This window comes from Actinoplanes sp. NPDC000266, from assembly GCF_042899005.1.
Lineage (GTDB): Bacteria > Actinomycetota > Actinomycetes > Mycobacteriales > Micromonosporaceae > Actinoplanes.
This window is the reverse complement of record NZ_JBIAZI010000001.1, coordinates 1,456,573-1,473,259: the sequence shown is the minus strand read 5'-3', so window position 1 is coordinate 1,473,259 and position 16,687 is coordinate 1,456,573. Positions and strand designations below refer to the sequence as shown.

Here is a 16,687-nt window from a genome sequence, read left to right as displayed (position 1 = left end):
CTACAGGAACGACACCCCGGTCAGCTCCTCACTGAGGGTCCACAGTCGCCGGGCCTGGGCCGGATCGACCGCGTACGGCATGACGCCGCTGATGTCGTTGAAGGCGCCCAGATCCTGCACGTCGCCGCCCTCGCCGGTCGCGGCCGGCTCGGCGATGTCGCAGTTCTCGCAGTACACACCGCCCAGCCCGGCCAGTTGAGGGCTGGTGGCGCACCAGACCGGCGTGGCCGCGCCCTGCGCCGGGGTCTTGAGCTGCTTGGCCGGGTCGAGGATCGGGCTGCCATCCGGGTTCACCATGCCCGCCGCCGCGAGCTCCTCGGTGGTCAGATAGCGCTTGAGCCCGGTCGCGACGATGCTGCCCGGGTGAGCGGCGAACGCGCGTACACCGAAATCCTGGCCTCTCCGGTCGAGTTCGACGGCGAACAAGGACATCGCGGTCTTCGACTGCCCGTAGCCCAGCCACGGGTCGTACGACCGGCTCTGGAAGTTGGGGTCGTCGAAGTCGACAGCCGAATGCCGGTGCCCGAGCGAGGTCAGGGTGACGACCCGCGCTCCCCCGGCCGCGCGCAGAGCCGGCCAGAGCCGGGCCGCCAGCTGAAAGTGCCCGAGATAGTTGACGGAGAACTGGAGTTCGTTGCCGCGGGAGTCGCGGCCGAGCGGCGCGGCCATGATGCCGGCCGACTCGACCAGGATGTGCACGGCCGGGCCGATCCCCTCGGCCGCGGCGTCGATCGACGCCGGGTCGCTGAGGTCGAGGGTGACGAACTCGGCCGGGATCCCGGCCAGAGCATCGCGGGCGCCGGCGGTGTCGCGGTCGAGAACCACGATGCGCGCGCCGGCCTTTCCGAGCGCCAGCGCGGTCTGAAGCCCCAACCCGGAGTTGGCGCCGGTCACGACGGCCGTCCGGCCGGCCAGGTCGATGCCGGCCAGGACGTCCGTCGTGGTCGATCCGGCGCCGAAGCCCGAGTGGAGTGGGTGTTGCGGGGTTGCCATGGTGGTCCTTTCACCGGGGTACGTCCCGTCCGATGCTTCCGCTCCGGACGGGCCGTTCGCCCCAGTGGCACACCCTGGTCGCCTACTGGACGCCGCGGACGCGATGCCCGACGGCGACGGACTCGCCGGAGACGCCACCGGCGGCGGCCGAGCACAGGAACGTGACCACCGCGGCCACCTGCGCGGGGGTCGACTCGCCGGGGCTGCCGGGCGCTATCGCCGTCGACGGTGCGCCGGTGACGACGACACCGGGGTTGACGACGTTGACGGTGACGCCCGAGCCGGCGTACTCGTCGGCCAGCACCTTGGAGACGGTGATGACCGCCTGGTTGCGGACGGCGCCGGTGACCGAGAGGGTCACGTGTGCGCCCTGGCCGCTGATGTTGACGACCCGGCCGAAGCCGCGGTCCCGCATGCCGGGCAGGACCGCGTTCATGACGCGCAGATACCCCATGGCCTTGGCCTCGAACTCGGCCACAACCTGGCCGGGATCGCGGTCACGGGCCATGTTCAGGGTCTGTGCGCGCGGGGCGGCGGCGTTGACGAGGATGTCGATGTCGCCGATCTGCTCGACCGCGGCCCGGACCGAGCCCTCGTCGAGGGTGTCCAGGGTGCGGAAGCTGAGGCCCCGGGCCGCTTCGCTCAAACGCGACCGGTCCCGCGCGCCGAGCACCACGCGGGCCCCCTCCGACCGCAGGGCGGTGGCCACAGCCCGGCCCAGGAGGCCGCTGCCGCCGACGACGAAGGCGGTGCGGCCGGCGATTCCCAGTTCCACGCGTGACCTCCCTCAGCGGATCGTGTGGTTCATCCGGAACATGGTGTCCGGGTCGTAGCGGCGCTTGACCGCGCGCAGGCGGTCGTAAAGCTCGCGCCCGTACGCCTCGGACAGCTCCTGCGGGTCGAGCGCCTCCTCGGTCGAAAGGAAGTTGAGCATCCGGCGGTGCTTCGGGTCGGCCCACGGCCGCATCGCGGTGACCAGCCGCCGCAGGCGGCGGTGACCCTCGTCCAGGTCGTCGCCGCCGACGGCGAAGGCGAACAGCTGGAACGCCAGACCGCGGCTGGGCACCGAGTCGGGGGTGGCCGGCGGCCGGTCCATCGCGCCGCCGAGCGCGCGCACCTCGACGCTCGTCAACGGGATCGCGGTGCCGGGACCGGTCAGCTCGGCCAGCTTGTTCAGGGCCGCGTCGGGCAGGCCGCTCAGCCCGAGGCTGCGGTCCAGGTACGGCATCGCGTCGACCGGGTCGTTGTGCAGCGTCGCCGCCGTCTTGTACGGCACCTCGGCCACCGTGTCGATCAGCGCGGGCGTGGCCGCCCGCATCGGCGCCAGCAGCGCCTCGCCGGCCTCAGCCGCGCCCAGATAGGCGAAGCGGACGCTCAGCACATGGGCGCCACGCAGCGGCGGGGGCAGCTCCTCGACCGGAGGCAGCCGCTGGACGGCGACCGATGTCGTTGCCTGCTCGGGCAGCGTCGCCGCCCAGTCCCGCCACGCGCGCAGCACGTCGGCGGTCGCGCTGCCCGGGAAGTAGATGCTGCCGGCGAACACCGTGGCCACCGGGAACAGCTCGATCTCCATGGCGGTGACGACACCGAAGTTGCCCTTGCCGCCGCGCAGCGCCGCGAACAGCTCGTCGTCGCCGCTCACGGTGCGCAGCACCCCGTCCGCGGTGACGATGTCGAACGAGTTCACGTGGTCCGAGGCGTACCCGTGGGACCGGGCCAGGATCGGTCCCTGCCCACCACCGAGCACATAGCCGATCGCGCCGACCGTGACGGAGGATCCGGCCATCGGGGCCAGGCCTTCCTTGGCGGCCGCGTCGATGACCTCCTGCCAGCGCGCGCCGCCGGTCACCCGCGCGGTCCGCCGCTCGGCGTCGACCGTGACCCCGGCCATCCGGTCCAGGGTGACGAGCACGGCGCCGTCGGCCGTGTAGGGCTGCATGTGCCCACCGCCACGAACCGCGACCGCCAGCTTGTTGGCCGCGGCGTAGCGGACCGCCGCCTGCACATCGGCGACGTCGGCGGCCCCGACCACGACGGCCGGCCGCAACGGGGTCAGCAGGTTCTGAGTACGACATTCGGCGTCGTATCCGGGCTCACCCGGGCGCAGCACCGGCCCGGTCAGTTGCTGAAGTTCCGTCATGACCATGCCGACGCGGCGGATCCGCCCAAGTTCACGGGGAGTGGCGAGCGGTACTTCAGGACAGGCCGCCGGTACCTGAGAACGATGCGGTGGCCCTCCGGCCGGAGCGATCTTTACGGCATGGTGATCCTTCTCAGTGACCCGCGCGTGCTGGCTGTGCCGCTGCGGGACACCGGAACCCCGCTGGTGCGGCTCGGCGGCGAGTTCGGCCCGGCGCGGGCCTGGGTGCGCGCCGATCTCGGCGAACGGCTCGGCTGGGCTCAGGCCGCGCTGCCGCCCGGCGTCCGGCTGCGTGTCGTGGAGGGCCATCGCGACATCGAAAAACAACGGCAGATCATCGAGACGTACGCCCGTGAGGTGCGCGCCGCCCGTCCGGCCATCGACGAGGCCGGGCTGCACCATCTGGTGAGCCGCTTCGTGGCGCCGGTCGAGGTCGCCCCGCATGTGGCCGGCGCCGCGGTCGACCTGACGCTGACCGGTCCCGACGGCGACCTTGACATGGGCACCCCGATCGACGCGACACCGGAGCAGTCGGGCGGCGCCTGCTACTTCGCGGCCGACGGGATCAGCCCGCAGGCCCGGGCCAACCGGATGCTGCTGTCCCGGGTGCTCGGCGGGGCCGGCCTGGTGAACTATCCGACCGAGTGGTGGCACTGGAGTTACGGCGACCGCTACTGGGCGCTGATGACCGGGGCGCCGGCCGCTCTGCACGGCCCGGTTCCGGCCGGGATCCCGGCGTGAAAGTAGCCGTGGCGGGGGCTCAGGTCGTGGTGGATCTGGCGACGGTCGCGGGCAACACCCGCACGCTGGCCGCCCGCACCCGGGGCGAGCTGATGGCGGTGGTGAAGGCCGACGGCTTCGGGCACGGGGCCGCCGGTGTGGCGCGGGCCGCCCTCGGGGCGGGCGCGACCTGGCTGGGTGTCACCGGGCTCGGCGAGGCCCTCGGCCTGCGCGCGGCCGGATTGACCGCACCGATCCTGAGCTGGCTCAATCCGCTGGGGGCGGACTTCGGCCTGGCCGTACGCCATCAGGTCGACCTCGCCGTGCCGAGCGTGGCCCATCTGGCCGCGATGCCGCCCGGCGCCCGTGTGCACCTCCAGCTGGACACCGGGATGGCCCGTGACGGCGCCGCGCCCGCTGAGTGGGCCGCCCTGTTCCGTTCCGCGCGCGAGGCCGAGCAATGCGGCCGCGTCACGGTCACCGGCCTCATGAGCCACCTCGCCGGCCCCGGCACAGCGGTCGCCACCCAGCGTTTCCGGGACGCCATCACGGCCGCCTTCACGGCCGGCCTGCGCCCCCGGCTGTGCCACCTGGCCGCCACCGCCGCCACCCTGACCCGCCCCGAGACCCACTTCGACCTGGTCCGCGCCGGCGCCGGTCTGGTCGGCATCGATCCGAGCGGCGGCCGGGCCCTGCGCGGCGCCATGACGCTGACCGCGCCGGTCGTCGAGGTGCGCCGGGTCGCGGCGGGCACGCCGGTCGGCTACGACCACACCTGGCGGGCCGCCCGCGACACCCATCTCGCTCTGCTGCCCGTGGGCTACGCCGACGGGCTTCCGCGCGGGGCCGGGCCCCGCGCCGAGGTGCTCCTCGGCGGCCGTCGCTGCCGCGTCGCCGGCCGGATATCCATGGACCAGACCGTCGTCGAGACCGGCCCCGAGGTCCGGCCCGGCGACAGCGCGACCGTCTTCGGGCCGGGCGACGACGGCGAGCCGTCGGTCGCCGACTGGGCCGCCTGGGCCGGCACGCTCCCACACGAAATCGTCACCGGGCTCGGCGCCCGCCCACACCGTCACGTCATCGGGGGTTACTGACATGTCCCGCATCCGCGCCGCTGTCATCGGCGGCGGCCGCAACGGCGAACACCAGGTGTCGCTCGCCTCGGCCGCGGCGGTCGCCGCCGCACTCGACCCCGGGCGCTACGAGGTCGTCCGCCTGACGATCGCCCCCGATGGAACCTGGCACGGCGACGACCCGATCGGCCTGCCCGCGGCCATCGCCGTGCTCCAAGGCTGTGACGTGGCGCTGCCGATCGTGCACGGCCCGCGCGGCGAGGACGGCACCCTGGCCGCGCTGCTGGAGCTGGCCGGTGTCCCGTACATCGGCTCCGGGGTCCGCCCGGGAGCGCTCGCGATGGACAAATGGGTGACCAAACTGATCGCCGCGGAGCTCGGCATCGCGACCGCGCCGGGCCGGCTGCTCACCGCCCGCACCGCCGCCGGCTGCGCCTGGAACGGGCCGGTCGTGGTCAAGCCGGTGGCCGCCGGGTCGAGCCTCGGCGTCACGCTCGTGCGCGAGGAGGCTGCCCTCGCCGGCGCCCTGGCCGAGGCGCTGCGGCACGACGACCGGGTGCTGGTGGAGGAGGTCGTCGCGGGCCGGGAGGTCGACATCGCCGTGTTGGGCGGCTTCGTCACGCCCGCCCTCGAGGTGGTCGCCGACGGCTTCTTCGACTACGAGGCGAAATACGGTGGGAGCACGGTCTTCCGGGTTCCGGCCCCGATCGATCCCGCCGCCGCCAAGGCGCTGGAGGACGCCGCCGTCGCCCTCTACGACGCGCTCGGCTGCGGCGGTGTGGCCCGTGTCGACTTCTTCCTCACCGAGGCCGGTCCGGTGCTCAACGAGGTGAACACGATGCCCGGCTTCACCGCGCGGTCGCAGGTTCCGCGGATGTTCGCGGCCGCCGGATGGGATTACCCGGAGCTGCTCGACCGCCTGATCCACGACGCTCTCGCCTAACGTGGAGGACGTGCGGGATCGGGCGTGGTGGTGGCCGGACATCGGCGCGGCGACGGTCGTGCTGTTCCTCGGCGCGCTCGAATACACGTCGAACGACTGGCTCTCCTACTTCGGCCCCACCCGCAAGCTCCTGTTCTGGCTGGTGATCCTCGGCACCGCCCTGGCCGCCGGGCTGGTGCGCCGGGCGCCCGCCGTCGCGCTCGGGCTCGTCTGGGCGATCCCGTTGTGCCAGGCCGCGACCCAGAGCCCGTACGTCGTCACCCAGATCGCCGTCCTCTTCGTGGCCTTCGGCACGGCCCGCTGGGGCGGAACGGTGACGTTGCGGGCCAGCGCCTTGTCGATCCCGGCCGCCGCGGTCGCCGCTGTGCTCCTCGTCGAGGCCGGCGCGGTCAGAATCAACTTCCCCATTCCCTCGTACGGCCTGATCTCCGCGACCGTGGATCAGCTCGGCATCGGCTGGCGGATCGGCGTCGCGGTCGTCATGGCCGCCCTGATCGGCGTCCCGTGGCTGGCCGGGCTGGCGCTGCGCATCTCCGACCAGGCCCACCTCGACCTGGCCGAGGCGGCCCGGCAGCGGGCGAAAGCCGAGGAGACGGCCCGGATCCGGGACGCGCAGACCCGGCTCGCCCGCGACGTGCACGACGTGGTCGGGCACTCCCTCGCCGTGATCCTCACCCAGGCCGAGGCGGGGCAATATCTCCCGGACGACGATCCGGCCGCGCTCAAGTCGCTGCTGGGCGGGATCGCCACGTCGGCGCGGTCGTCGCTGCGCGATGTGCAGGAGGTGCTGTCGACGACCCGCGACACCACCGACGACATGGACCGGCTCATCGGCAATCTGCGCGACGGCGGCCGGGAGGTGGTCACCGGCGAGGACGGCACACCCCGGCCCCTCGACCAGGAGCAGCGGGTGACGGCCTACCGGGTGTTGCAGGAGATGCTCACGAACGCGATCCGGCACGGCCGGCACGACGGCGCGGTCGTCGTCCAGCGTTCCTGGAACCCCGACGGCCTGGTCATCGAGGTCCGCAACGCCACCGCCCCCGACTCCTCGCCCGGCTCCGGTTCCGGGCTGGACGGCATGCGCGACCGGCTCGCCGCCGTCGGCGGCTCACTGGAGACGGGCCGCCGCGAGGACGTTTTCGTTGCCACGGCACGGATCCCGGTCCCGCTCCGGTGAGCGACGAGATCGAGGTGCTCGTCGCCGACGACCAGGAGCTGTTCCGGGCCGGCGTGGTGGTCATCCTCAACGCGCAGCCCGGGATCCGGGTGGTCGGCGAAGCCGGTGACGGCCGTGACGCCGTACGGCTGACCGAGGAACTGCGGCCGGACGTGGTGCTGATGGACCTGCGGATGCCGGGCCTGGACGGCGTCGAGGCGACCCGGCTCATCTACGAGAAGCCCAGGACCGATCCCGTACGGGTCCTGGTGCTGACCACTTTCAACCTGGACGACCGCGCGGCCACGGCCATCCGCTACGGCGCCAGCGGTTTCCTGCTCAAGGACACCACGCCGGCCCAGCTGGCCGACGCCATCCGCAGCGTTCACGCGGGAAACGCCGTCCTGGCCCCCGGCGACCTCTCGGCCCTGCTGGAGGGCCGGTTCCCGGCCCGCTCCCCCGTCCCCGACGCCTACCTCGCGCTGACCGACAAGGAACGGGCCGTCTTCCGCGCCGTGGCCCGGGGCCTGTCCAACGCCGAGATCGCCGCCGAGATCTTCGCCGGCGAGTCCACCGTCAAGACCCACGTCGGCGCCATCCTGCGCAAGCTGGGCCTGCGCGACCGCGTCCAGATCGTCGTCTTCGCCCACGAACACGGCCTGCTCGGCTGACACCGCCCACCCGGGTGACCCTGGCCTCCCGGGGCCGAAGGCCAGGGTCGGACCCGGGCGCGAGCGCGGCGGCGAACGCCGAGAGTCAGTGGCATGTCTCCTCTGTTCCGCATTTATCTGATCCGCGGCCTCATCGCCATCGCCTGGTCGATCGCCTTCGCCACGGTCCAGCACGATCTGACCGCCGTCTCGGTCGCGTTGTTGGTCCTCTACCCGGTGATCGACGTGGTCGCGTCACTGGCCGACGTCCGCGAGAGCAGCGGCACCCCGGGCCGGCGGCTCCAGGTGTTCAACACGAGCCTGAGCGCGCTCACCGCCGCCGGCCTCGGGCTGGCGGCGATCAGCGGGATCGGCGCCGTCCTGTTCGTCTTCGGGCTGTGGGCCGTCGTGGCCGGCGCCGCGCAGGTCGTCGTCGCCCTCAGCCGCCGCCGCGTGCTGGGCTGGCAGTGGCCGTCGCTGCTGGCCGGCTCGTTCTCGGTGATCGCCGGCGCGACCTATCTGCCGGTGGCCCTGGGCGACGCGCCGACGCTCGACATGCTGGTCCTCTACACCGCGGCCGGCGGCACGTTCTTCGTCCTCCAGTCGCTCCTGCTGGCCTGGCGCGGGCGCCGCCGCCCGGTGGCGCCCCTCACAATTCGCCGGCCACTTTGACGAACAGCGTGGTTCTCCCGTCGTGAGTCATGGGCGGCTCGTCCGCCGAGACGTGCGAAAGGGACTGACATGACGGCGAAAGAGCTGGACTTCGAGACCGGCGTCTTCGACAAGGAGTACATCTCCCTCGCGGGCACGCGGGAGGGCATCGTCCGCGGTGGCCGGCATCTGTTCGACCGCCTGCCCCGCGCGTTCGAGGGTCTCAACCAGATCGCGGTGATCGGCTGGGGACCTCAGGGATCGGCGCAGGCGCAGAACCTCCGGGACTCCCTCGGCGGCCACCTCAAGGTCGTGGTCGGCCTGCGGGCGGGCTCGTCCTCGTTCGCAGCGGCCCGCGCGGCCGGCTTCTCCGAGACGGACGGGACGCTGGGCGAGATGTTCGAGGTGATCGCCGCCTCGGACATGGTCCTGCTGCTCATCTCGGACGCCGCGCTGGCCGACCTGCACGAGCGGATCTTCGCGGCACTGCGGCCCGGGGCCACCATCGGCCTGTCGCACGGGTTCCTCCTGGCCTACCTGGAGCAGCAGGGCGGCCGGTTCCCGGCGAACGCCGACGTGATCGCGGTCTGCCCCAAGGGGATGGGCGCCTCCGTGCGAGCGCTGTACCTGCAGGGCGCGGAGACCAATGGGGCCGGCATCAACGCCAGCTTCGCCGTCGAGCAGGACGCCAGCGGGCGGGCGACCGACCGGGCCCTGGGCTGGTCGGTCGGCCTCGGCGCCCCCTACACGTTCCAGACCACGCTGCGCTCGGAGTATCTGTCCGACCTGACCGGCGAGCGGGCCATCCTGCTCGGCGGTGTGCACGGCATCGTGGAGAGCCTCTACCGCCGGTTCCGCGATCACGGCTTGACCGAGACCGAGGCGTACCGTCACTCGGTCGACTGCGTCACCGGCCCGATCTCGCGGATCGTCTCCAAGGACGGGCTCATCGGCCTCTACCGGCGTCTCGACGACGCGGATCGCGCGGAGTTCGCCCGGGCGTACGCGGCGGCCTACCCGGTCGGATCCGAGATCACGCACGAGATCTACGACGAGGTGGCCTCGGGCAACGAGGTCCGCAGCGTCATCCTCGCGGGCCGGCGGCTCGCCCGCTTCCCGATGGGCCGGATCGACCAGGCCGGCATGTGGCGCGCGGGCGAGGTCGCGCGGCGCGACCGCGACGACGACGCGCTGCCGCTGGACGCGTTCACCGCCGGCGTCTTCTGCGGCGTCATGATGGCGCAGGTCGACGCCTTCATCGAGAGGGGCCACCCGTACTCGGAGATCGCCAACGAATCGGTCATCGAGGCCACCGACTCGCTCAACCCCTACATGCACGCACGCGGCGTCTCCTACATGGTGGACAACTGCTCGACCACGGCCCGCCTCGGCTCGCGCAAATGGGCGCCGCGCTTCGACTATCTGCTGACCCAGACGGCCTATCCCGCCGTCGACCACGGAACGAGTGACCTCGACCTCTCCCTGATCAAGGCGTTCGAGGAGCACCCGATCCACGAGGTTCTGCGGATCTGCGGCGAGATGCGGCCCTCGGTCGACATCTTCGTCCAGTGAGGGCCGGGAACGAGGCCCGCCTGGCCCGGCTGCTGGCCGGCAGCTATCTCAAGCTGACCGGCCGGCCCCTCGCGCCGGAGGACCTGGCGGGCGAGGATCTGGCCCGGTGGTTGTACGAGGCGCCCTTCGGGTTGCTCGTACACGACACCTCGCCGGATCCGTTGTTCGTCTACGCCAACCGCAAGGCCCAGGAGATCTTCGGCTACACCCGGGACGAGTTCACCGGACTTCCGTCGCGCCTGTCCGCGGGCGTTCAGGACCGCGAGTCACGCCGCCTGTTCATGGACGCGGTGCGGCGCGACGGGGTGGTCGACGGCTACCGCGGCCCCCGGGTCCGCAAGGACGGCCGGCAGTTCTGGCTCGAGGACGCGACCGTCTGGAACGTCCTCGACACGGACTCGTCCGTCGTCGGCCAGGCCGCCCTGATCCGGCGCTGGAGCGACCCCGGACAGTGACCTCACCCGTCCGACGGTGAGCGGCTGGACGACAGGACCGCCGCGGTACGCAGGGTGGTGGCGGCGGCCGGGTCGTCGGCCGCCACCGGTGGTTTGGCGCCGGTGGCGCGCAGGGAGACGAGGCGGGAGAGCAGGTCGAACCAGAACGGGGCGCCCAGCATCAGCAGCAGGGCGGTGACCAGCCATCCGGCGATGTGGGAGCTGGTCCAGGCCAGGCTGCTCCACTCGGTGCCGTGGTCCCAGCCGAACGGCAGGCCGATTCCGGCGAGGTCCTGCACGGTCTGGACGTTGGTGTCGACCAGGCCGTCGGCCGACGGCGCCTTCACCGCGGCCTGCTCGGCGGCGTTCAGGGCGGCCTCGCGCACGGCCGGCTGCCGCCACAGGGTCTGTGCCGTATGGAAGGCCGACACATTGCCGGCGACGGCGATGCCGAGGCCGACCACGAAGAGCACCGCGGTCACCCAGCGCTTGTAGGCGCCGCTGAGCCGGCCCATCGTCTCGTCGTACCAGCTCTCCACGGCCGCCTTGGCGTCGAGGCCGAGCTCGCGACCATCGGCCTTGACCCCGGCCAGCCAGGAGTTCAGGGGCTCGCGATCGGTCATCTCATCGACCGCGTTGGCGAACGAGCGGGCCGACAGATAGGCCGGCCCCAGCTCGGTGCGGAACCAGTGCCGGCCCCGGCCGGCCGCGACGTTCGCCGACTGGTAGACCGCCGTTCCCCGGAACATGTCGAGGGCGCGCCGGGCGGCCGCGTCGAACGACGGGCTGCCGCTGAGCATCTGCCCGATGGTCTCCTCGAGGTCCTTGGCCCTCTTGCGCAGCAACCGTGAGACGCCCTCCACAATGGCCGACGCGAGCGAGGCCAGCACGAAGAAGACCAGTGCCAGCCCGATCGCCGTCTCCAGCGCCTGGGACCCGAACATGGGCCGGAGCCTAGCCGAAGGTGAAGCTGTACGTCTCCACGCCCGCGTCGAGGAACGTGATCTCCACCGTGTGGTCGGTGATCGGGTCGGGCTGGCGCAGCAGTTGATAGAGGCGGCGGTCGCCGATGGTGCCGTAGCCGTCGGCGTCGACGTCCTGGCCCGCGGCGGCGGCCGGCGGCTCGCCGTCGATGAGGATCTGGAAGCGTGCGGGGGTGGTCGCGCCCGTGACGATGTTCAGGTCGCGGGCGTGGAAGCGGTACAGCAGGCGCGCACCGGCCGCGTTGGCCACGGTCGCCTGCTCGTTCATCGTCCAGTCGCCCTCCAGGGACCACTCGTTGAGGCCGAGCGTGTCCGGAAGCGTGTACTGGTGCGGCTTCCCGAGGACCAGGCCGTCGGGTGAGGCGAAGCGCTCGGTGCGGTCGTACCCGGTGTAGTTCTCCTGCGATTCCAGGGTCGACCAGTCGGCCGCCTCCTCGACCGGGCGCGGCTCGACCACGACCAGGTCGTGGCCGGGGTCGGCGCCGGCCTCGTGGAGCAGGCGCTGGATCGCTTTCTCCGTACGCTCGTACTCGCCCTCGCCGAAGTGGTGGTACCGCAGGTTCCCCTCGGCGTCGGCCAGGTACAGCGCCGGCCAGTAGTGGTTGTCGAAGGCTCGCCACACCCCGTACTCGTTGTCGATCGCCACCGGGTACTCGATCGTGTCGGCGCGCATCTCCCGGCGTACTTCCTCGAGGTTGTGCTCGAACCGGAACTCGGGCGTGTGCACACCGAGGACGACGAGACCCCGCGAGGCGTACTTCTCGTGCCAGGCCCGCACGTACGGAAGCTGCCGCAGCCAGTTGACGCAGGTGAAGGTCCAGAAGTTGACGAGAACGACCTTGCCCCGCAGCTCTTCCGGCCGCAGCGGCTCGGTGTTGAGCCAGCCGGTCGCCCCGTCGAGCAGCGGCAGGCGGCCTTCCTTCGGCAGATGGTGTGCCCCTGAGAACATGACTTCCCCCTTCGTGGTCTCTTCACCCTTGCGCGCTGGTACCCCGTCGCGCACCCGGGAGTTGCCCTGGTCCGTGTACCGGTCGCCCGCCGTGATCGGGAGCCGCGACGCGCGGCGTCCCTGAACAGGTACGTGGCGAGACAGCGCCCGAGTCCGTAGACAGGTGGATCGGCACCCTCGGGGAGGAAAAGGCAGTGATGTCCGAGCAGCACGATTCCGGTCAGCGGCGCAGCGCGCACGGCGGCTTCGTCGGCGCTTTCGTCCGTTCGGTCCGCAACGGTCCGCAACGCTCATCGGTCGGTCAGGTCGCGGCGGCAGCATTGATCATCGTCGTGCTGGCGGGCGTGGTGGTCGGCGCCAGCGTCCTGATGCGCCCCAAGGCCGCCGCCGAGACCCCCGTCGCCGCGACGACCTCCGTCCCGTCGAAGTCAACGGCCGTTTCCGGTACGCCGGTGAAGCCGGCCCCGGCGCAGGCGGGAGCACCGGGGGCGAAGGGCGCGCCGGGCGCGCCCGGCCCGCAGGGCGCACCCGGGCCGAACGGGATCACCGTGGCCGACCAGGCAGCCGCCCCGGCAACCGGCGCCACGACCCAGGCCACCACCGCACCCCGCCCGGCCTCGACGACCGGCCCGGCCGCCACCGCGGCAGCAGCACCCCCGGCGACCCAGGCCGCCGCCGCGCCGGCCACCGAGGCGAAGAAGGCCACCACCTACAGCGGCGTGGCCGGCCGCGGCTGCTCCAGCGCCGGCAGCGTCTACACCGAGCACGGCTGGTACACCTCCGGCAACGCCGGCTGGTGGACGCTGGCCAACGGCAGCTACACCGGCAACGGCTGCAACGGCCAGTTCACCGACATGCCGATGTCCGGCAGCGCGTCGAGCGACGACGCCGGCCAGGCCATCGTCTGGGGCTTCAGCGTCGGCGGCACCGCGCAGTCGTGCACGCTCTCGCTCTTTGTGCCGACCAGCGCCAGCGCCCGGGACGTGGCCGCCACGGCCGCCCACTTCGCCGTGGTGCACGGCAACACCATCGGCAACACGACGTACGTCAACCCGTCCGGCGACCACACGGTCAGCCAGCGCGACCACCACTCGAGCTGGGTCGGCCTGGGCACCTACCCGGTCCACAACGGCATGATCGGCGTGAAGCTGACGAACCGCGGGAACCCTTCCGGCTATCCCGTGACCTACCCGCACCTGGCCGGCGGCGCGGTGCGGGCGCAGTGCGTGGCCGAGTGACACCTCAGCCGAGGCCGTCCATCATGCGCCGGACCATCCCGTTCATGGCGTCGGTGCGCGCGCCGAGCAGCGCCGCTGTCCGGTCTTCGCAGTCGCGCACGGCGGCGAGGACCTGATCGGCCAGGCGCGCGGCGTCCCGGGGCTCCAGCGCCCGCGGCTCGATGGTGAGGCCCACCAGCCGGCCCGAGCGCATCGTGGCTCGCACGGCCCCGTCCGGCGAGCCACCGTGCACCTCGGTCGCCTCGAACTCGGTGTGAGCCTGCTGCATGCCCTTGGTGACCTGGGCGAGCTGTTCGGTGAGGTGGTTGAAATCGGGCATGGAGGGACTGGTCATCTCTCCGTTGTAGCCGCGGTGCCGGACGGATCACAGCTCCCGGTTCGGGGACGTGCCGAACCCGTCGCCGTCGCGCCCGTTGTGCCAGAGGTGAACAGCTCCGTACGCACGCTGGCGGTCGTCTCGGGCAACGCCATCATCCGGGGCGGCCTGGCCCGGGTTCTGGCCGCCGCACCCGGCATCGTCGTCAAGCACGAGGTGGACGGGATCACCGCCGCCGTGCTACGCGCCGATCCGGCCGATCTGATCGTCGCCGACCTGCACGAGCAGCGCGGGTCCCGGATGGGCCCGCGCTTCTGGACCCTGCTGCCGCCGGAGAGCCGGACGCTCGTGCTGGTGCGCCCCGAGGACCCACCGGGTCTGCTGGCCGCCCTGCAGGGCGGCATCCGCGGCCTGCTCACCAGGGACACCCCGGCCGACGAGGTGATGGCCGCGCTGGAGACCGTTCGCAACGGCGGTGTGTACGTCTGCGACCAACTCGTCGAACCGCTGCTCGCGCAGACCTCGTCGGAACGCGGGGCCCGCGAGCCGCGGCTGGCCAACCGTGAGATCGAGACCCTGCGCTGGGTGGCCGAGGGCCTGACGCACGAGCAGATCAGCCGCCGGATGGGACTGACCGAGGCCACCGTGAGCACGTATGTCAAGCGGATCCGGACCAAGCTGAACGCGGGCAACAAGGCCGAGCTCACCCGCCGGGCCATCGAACTGGGCTACGTGACCGCGCATTGATGGGGACGCCGGTAAGGGAACTGGTCCGGACACCGCCGTTCGCGATTGGCTCGAAGGCCCGTCCGGACAAAGGAGTGAACGATGACGATGCCGGGCTTTCAGCTCACCCCGGAACTGATCAAGAAAGCGTCGCTCGACAGCTACGCCACGGCCGACTCGGTCTGGCAGCACCTCGCCGAGCTCCGCAACTACGTGCTCGAGCTCGAGCAGACCTGGCAGGGCGTCGCCCAGAACACGTTCCAGCAACTCATGACCGACTTCGACATCTACGCCCGGATGATGAACGACGCGCTGCGCGACATCGGCCAGGGCCTGGACGGCAACTACGTCAACTACCTCGACACCGAGCAGCAGAACATCGCCAACCTGAAGCCGGTGTCCGGTCAGCTCATGCCGGGGCAGACCGGCTTCGACCTTCCCCCGTCGCGCTTCTGAAAGGGACACCCATGTCGATCGAGTCCAGTCATCTGCGTGTGCCCGTCGAGCTGGAGGACGCCGGCACCCGGCTGAACGCCAAGGCCCAGCAGATCGAGGACGAGCTGACCCGGCTGCGCAACGAGCTCCAGCCCATCCTGGACAGTTGGCAGGGGCAGACCCGCGAGTACTACGAGGGTCTGCAGAACGAGTGGAACATCGCCGCCGAGGGCCTGCTCGGCCAGGAGGGTGTGCTCGGGCAGATCGCCCAGGCCATGCGCATCACCTGGCAGAACTACACCGACTGCGAGTGGGCGAATGTCCAGACCTGGAAACACTGAGCCGGCCACCCGCACCCTGGTGACCGTGGTCGGCGCGCGGAGCCGCGCCGACCTCGCGGTGCCCTCGCAGGCGCCGATCGCCGAGTACAGCGACCGGCTGGCCGGGCTGCTGGGCGAGGATACGAGCGCCGCGCTGCCGCCGGCCTGGTCGCTCGCCCCGGCCGGGGCCGCTCCCCTCCCGATCGAATCGTCGCTGGCCGAGGCCGGCGTCGCCGACGGGACCGTGCTGTACCTGCGCGACGTGCTCGCCGGGGAGGGCGACGAGCCGGTCGTGCGCGGCGTCTGGGAGGTCGTCGAGGAGGTCGGCGACGCCGGGCTCGGTCCGCGTTGGGACGCCCGGGCCCGCGCCCGGGCGGCGGTGCTGCTGGGTGCGGTCTGGCTGCTGGCCACGCTGTCATATCTGGGTTTCAATGCTCACGGCCGGTCGGCGGCGGGCGCGGTGCTCGCGGTGGCCGGCATCGGTTTCGCGGTGACGGCCCGGATCGTGGGCGCGCATCCGCGGGTCCTGCCCGATCCGCTGCGGACGGCGCTGGGCTGCGCCGCCGTGCCCGCGATGACGGTGGTGGCGCTGCTGACGCTGGGCCCGGGCCTGCTGTACGCCGAGATCGGAGCGGTGGTCGGCCTGCTCATCGCCCTGTCGGCGGTGCCTGGTGTGCTGCTGGCCGCGGTGACGCTCGTGGCGGCGATCGCCGGGGTGATGACCACGGTGGTCCTCGCGCTGGGCGCCTCCACCACGGCGGCCGCGGCCACCGCGGTCGTGGCGGGCGTGCTGTTCGCCGGGGTCGCACCCCGGACGGCCGGAGCCCTCACCGCGGCGACCTGGCTACGCTTGTCGTCGCCGTCGATGGAGCCGTCGGCCGACCCGGACGAACTGGCCCGCCGGGTGACGCGGGCCCAGCACACGTTGGTGCTGCTGATGGCGATCGCCTCGGCCATCGTTGCCGTAGGCCTGATCGTCGTCACGCGCGATCCGGCGCCGTTCCCTCTGGCCCTGGCCGGTGTGGCCGTCGTGGCGCTGCTGGTGCGGGCGGGCACGTTCTCATTCGCCACCGAGGCGATCGGGCCGGTGCTGGCCGCGCTCGCCGGGGCGTTCGGGTTGTTCACAGCGCTGGGCCACTGGCCGGTCACCGAGCCACTGCGGCTGCCGCTGGCCGCGCTGGCCGGCGTGGCGGCGGTCGGCGTGGCCGTGCCGGTCCTGTTGTGGCGCTCGCCCGCCGCGGCGGCCGGGGCGCCGAAATGGCGGCCGCTGCTGACGGTGTGCCAACTCGCCCTGCCTCCGCTGCTGCTCGGCGTCTACGGCGTCTTCGGCCTGCTGTGGGGCCTCGGCCGCAACTTCTGATCCGATCCGCTCCTCCAAGAGGCCG

Annotated in this window: 19 protein-coding genes; 13 read left to right on the top strand and 6 right to left on the bottom strand. The window is 72.3% G+C overall.

Features of this window, described 5'->3' with window-relative positions:
- The 3 genes from ACFY36_RS06095 to ACFY36_RS06085 form a co-directional block, all read right to left on the bottom strand.
- Positions 1–993, bottom strand: a complete 993-nt coding sequence (locus tag ACFY36_RS06095) for an SDR family NAD(P)-dependent oxidoreductase (RefSeq protein ID WP_499744790.1) — start codon at positions 991–993, stop codon at positions 1–3.
- Between the two features lie 82 nt (positions 994–1,075).
- Complete coding sequence (locus tag ACFY36_RS06090) at positions 1,076–1,768, bottom strand: SDR family NAD(P)-dependent oxidoreductase (protein ID WP_499744789.1); 693 nt, start codon at positions 1,766–1,768, stop codon at positions 1,076–1,078.
- A gap of 12 nt (positions 1,769–1,780) precedes the next feature.
- A complete protein-coding gene (locus ACFY36_RS06085) occupies positions 1,781–3,133 on the bottom strand; it encodes an FAD-binding oxidoreductase (RefSeq protein WP_499744788.1) in 1,353 nt (450 codons plus the stop codon).
- 120 nt (positions 3,134–3,253) lie between these two features.
- Here ACFY36_RS06085 and ACFY36_RS06080 point away from each other — a divergent pair, with 120 nt between their 5' ends.
- From ACFY36_RS06080 to ACFY36_RS06045, 8 genes are all read left to right on the top strand, one after another.
- Positions 3,254–3,874: a M15 family metallopeptidase gene (locus ACFY36_RS06080; protein WP_499744787.1), complete on the top strand. Its 621-nt coding sequence runs from the start codon at positions 3,254–3,256 to the stop codon at positions 3,872–3,874.
- A complete protein-coding gene (gene alr, locus ACFY36_RS06075) occupies positions 3,871–4,947 on the top strand; it encodes an alanine racemase (protein WP_499744786.1) in 1,077 nt (358 codons plus the stop codon). Before ACFY36_RS06080 ends, alr begins: the two co-directional genes overlap by 4 nt.
- Position 4,948: 1 nt before the next feature.
- Positions 4,949–5,869 (top strand): D-alanine--D-alanine ligase family protein, encoded by a 921-nt coding sequence (locus ACFY36_RS06070; protein WP_499744785.1) that lies wholly within the window; start codon positions 4,949–4,951, stop codon positions 5,867–5,869.
- 10 nt (positions 5,870–5,879) lie between these two features.
- Complete coding sequence (locus tag ACFY36_RS06065) at positions 5,880–7,049, top strand: sensor histidine kinase (protein ID WP_499744784.1); 1,170 nt, start codon at positions 5,880–5,882, stop codon at positions 7,047–7,049.
- Positions 7,046–7,699 (top strand): response regulator, encoded by a 654-nt coding sequence (locus ACFY36_RS06060; RefSeq protein ID WP_499744783.1) that lies wholly within the window; start codon positions 7,046–7,048, stop codon positions 7,697–7,699. The genes ACFY36_RS06065 and ACFY36_RS06060 overlap by 4 nt, the downstream gene beginning before the upstream one ends.
- Positions 7,700–7,792: 93 nt before the next feature.
- A complete protein-coding gene (locus ACFY36_RS06055) occupies positions 7,793–8,350 on the top strand; it encodes a hypothetical protein (protein WP_499744782.1) in 558 nt (185 codons plus the stop codon).
- A 69-nt stretch (positions 8,351–8,419) separates the two neighbouring features.
- On the top strand, positions 8,420–9,901 hold the full coding sequence (locus ACFY36_RS06050) for a hypothetical protein (RefSeq protein ID WP_499744781.1): 1,482 nt from the start codon (positions 8,420–8,422) through the stop codon (positions 9,899–9,901).
- The gene (locus ACFY36_RS06045) at positions 9,898–10,356 is read left to right on the top strand and encodes an MEKHLA domain-containing protein (protein WP_499744780.1); all 459 of its coding nucleotides are present in this window, start codon (positions 9,898–9,900) and stop codon (positions 10,354–10,356) included. The genes ACFY36_RS06050 and ACFY36_RS06045 overlap by 4 nt, the downstream gene beginning before the upstream one ends.
- Before the next feature lie 2 nt (positions 10,357–10,358).
- On the opposite strand, the gene ACFY36_RS06040 is transcribed toward ACFY36_RS06045, so the two are convergent.
- Both ACFY36_RS06040 and ACFY36_RS06035 read right to left on the bottom strand, forming a co-directional pair.
- Positions 10,359–11,279, bottom strand: coding sequence for a hypothetical protein (locus tag ACFY36_RS06040; protein ID WP_499744779.1), 921 nt, complete (start codon positions 11,277–11,279; stop codon positions 10,359–10,361).
- 10 nt (positions 11,280–11,289) lie between these two features.
- Positions 11,290–12,267 (bottom strand): redoxin domain-containing protein, encoded by a 978-nt coding sequence (locus tag ACFY36_RS06035; RefSeq protein WP_499744778.1) that lies wholly within the window; start codon positions 12,265–12,267, stop codon positions 11,290–11,292.
- A 197-nt stretch (positions 12,268–12,464) separates the two neighbouring features.
- Between ACFY36_RS06035 and ACFY36_RS06030 the strand changes: the two genes are divergently transcribed.
- Positions 12,465–13,505, top strand: coding sequence for a hypothetical protein (locus ACFY36_RS06030; protein ID WP_499744777.1), 1,041 nt, complete (start codon positions 12,465–12,467; stop codon positions 13,503–13,505).
- Positions 13,506–13,509: 4 nt separating this feature from the next.
- On the opposite strand, the gene ACFY36_RS06025 is transcribed toward ACFY36_RS06030, so the two are convergent.
- Positions 13,510–13,839 (bottom strand): YbaB/EbfC family nucleoid-associated protein, encoded by a 330-nt coding sequence (locus tag ACFY36_RS06025; protein WP_499744776.1) that lies wholly within the window; start codon positions 13,837–13,839, stop codon positions 13,510–13,512.
- Between the two features lie 90 nt (positions 13,840–13,929).
- Here ACFY36_RS06025 and ACFY36_RS06020 point away from each other — a divergent pair, with 90 nt between their 5' ends.
- The 4 genes from ACFY36_RS06020 to eccD all read left to right on the top strand — a co-directional run bounded on the left by ACFY36_RS06020 (position 13,930) and on the right by eccD (position 16,662).
- Positions 13,930–14,568 (top strand): response regulator transcription factor, encoded by a 639-nt coding sequence (locus ACFY36_RS06020; protein ID WP_499744775.1) that lies wholly within the window; start codon positions 13,930–13,932, stop codon positions 14,566–14,568.
- A gap of 81 nt (positions 14,569–14,649) precedes the next feature.
- Positions 14,650–15,003 (top strand): WXG100 family type VII secretion target, encoded by a 354-nt coding sequence (locus tag ACFY36_RS06015; RefSeq protein ID WP_499744774.1) that lies wholly within the window; start codon positions 14,650–14,652, stop codon positions 15,001–15,003.
- An 11-nt stretch (positions 15,004–15,014) separates the two neighbouring features.
- Entirely contained in the window at positions 15,015–15,323 is a 309-nt protein-coding gene (locus tag ACFY36_RS06010) for a WXG100 family type VII secretion target (protein WP_499744773.1), read from the top strand.
- On the top strand, positions 15,301–16,662 hold the full coding sequence (gene eccD, locus ACFY36_RS06005) for a type VII secretion integral membrane protein EccD (RefSeq protein ID WP_499744772.1): 1,362 nt from the start codon (positions 15,301–15,303) through the stop codon (positions 16,660–16,662). Before ACFY36_RS06010 ends, eccD begins: the two co-directional genes overlap by 23 nt.
- Positions 16,663–16,687 lie beyond the last annotated feature (25 nt).

Bases quoted from the DNA above. Each gene is read 5' to 3' on its own strand.
- ACFY36_RS06010 (WP_499744773.1), top strand. From the start codon at position 15,015: ATGTCGATCGAGTCCAGTCATCTGCGTGTGCCCGTCGAGCTGGAGGAC.
- ACFY36_RS06055 (WP_499744782.1), top strand. From the start codon at position 7,793: ATGTCTCCTCTGTTCCGCATTTATCTGATCCGCGGCCTCATCGCCATC.
- ACFY36_RS06015 (WP_499744774.1), top strand. From the start codon at position 14,650: ATGACGATGCCGGGCTTTCAGCTCACCCCGGAACTGATCAAGAAAGCG.
- ACFY36_RS06070 (WP_499744785.1), top strand. From the start codon at position 4,949: ATGTCCCGCATCCGCGCCGCTGTCATCGGCGGCGGCCGCAACGGCGAA.
- ACFY36_RS06030 (WP_499744777.1), top strand. From the start codon at position 12,465: ATGTCCGAGCAGCACGATTCCGGTCAGCGGCGCAGCGCGCACGGCGGC.
- ACFY36_RS06085 (WP_499744788.1), bottom strand. From the start codon at position 3,133: ATGACGGAACTTCAGCAACTGACCGGGCCGGTGCTGCGCCCGGGTGAG.
- ACFY36_RS06035 (WP_499744778.1), bottom strand. From the start codon at position 12,267: ATGTTCTCAGGGGCACACCATCTGCCGAAGGAAGGCCGCCTGCCGCTG.
- ACFY36_RS06050 (WP_499744781.1), top strand. From the start codon at position 8,420: ATGACGGCGAAAGAGCTGGACTTCGAGACCGGCGTCTTCGACAAGGAG.
- eccD (WP_499744772.1), top strand. From the start codon at position 15,301: ATGTCCAGACCTGGAAACACTGAGCCGGCCACCCGCACCCTGGTGACC.
- ACFY36_RS06040 (WP_499744779.1), bottom strand. From the start codon at position 11,279: ATGTTCGGGTCCCAGGCGCTGGAGACGGCGATCGGGCTGGCACTGGTC.
- ACFY36_RS06025 (WP_499744776.1), bottom strand. From the start codon at position 13,839: ATGACCAGTCCCTCCATGCCCGATTTCAACCACCTCACCGAACAGCTC.
- ACFY36_RS06095 (WP_499744790.1), bottom strand. From the start codon at position 993: ATGGCAACCCCGCAACACCCACTCCACTCGGGCTTCGGCGCCGGATCG.
- ACFY36_RS06080 (WP_499744787.1), top strand. From the start codon at position 3,254: ATGGTGATCCTTCTCAGTGACCCGCGCGTGCTGGCTGTGCCGCTGCGG.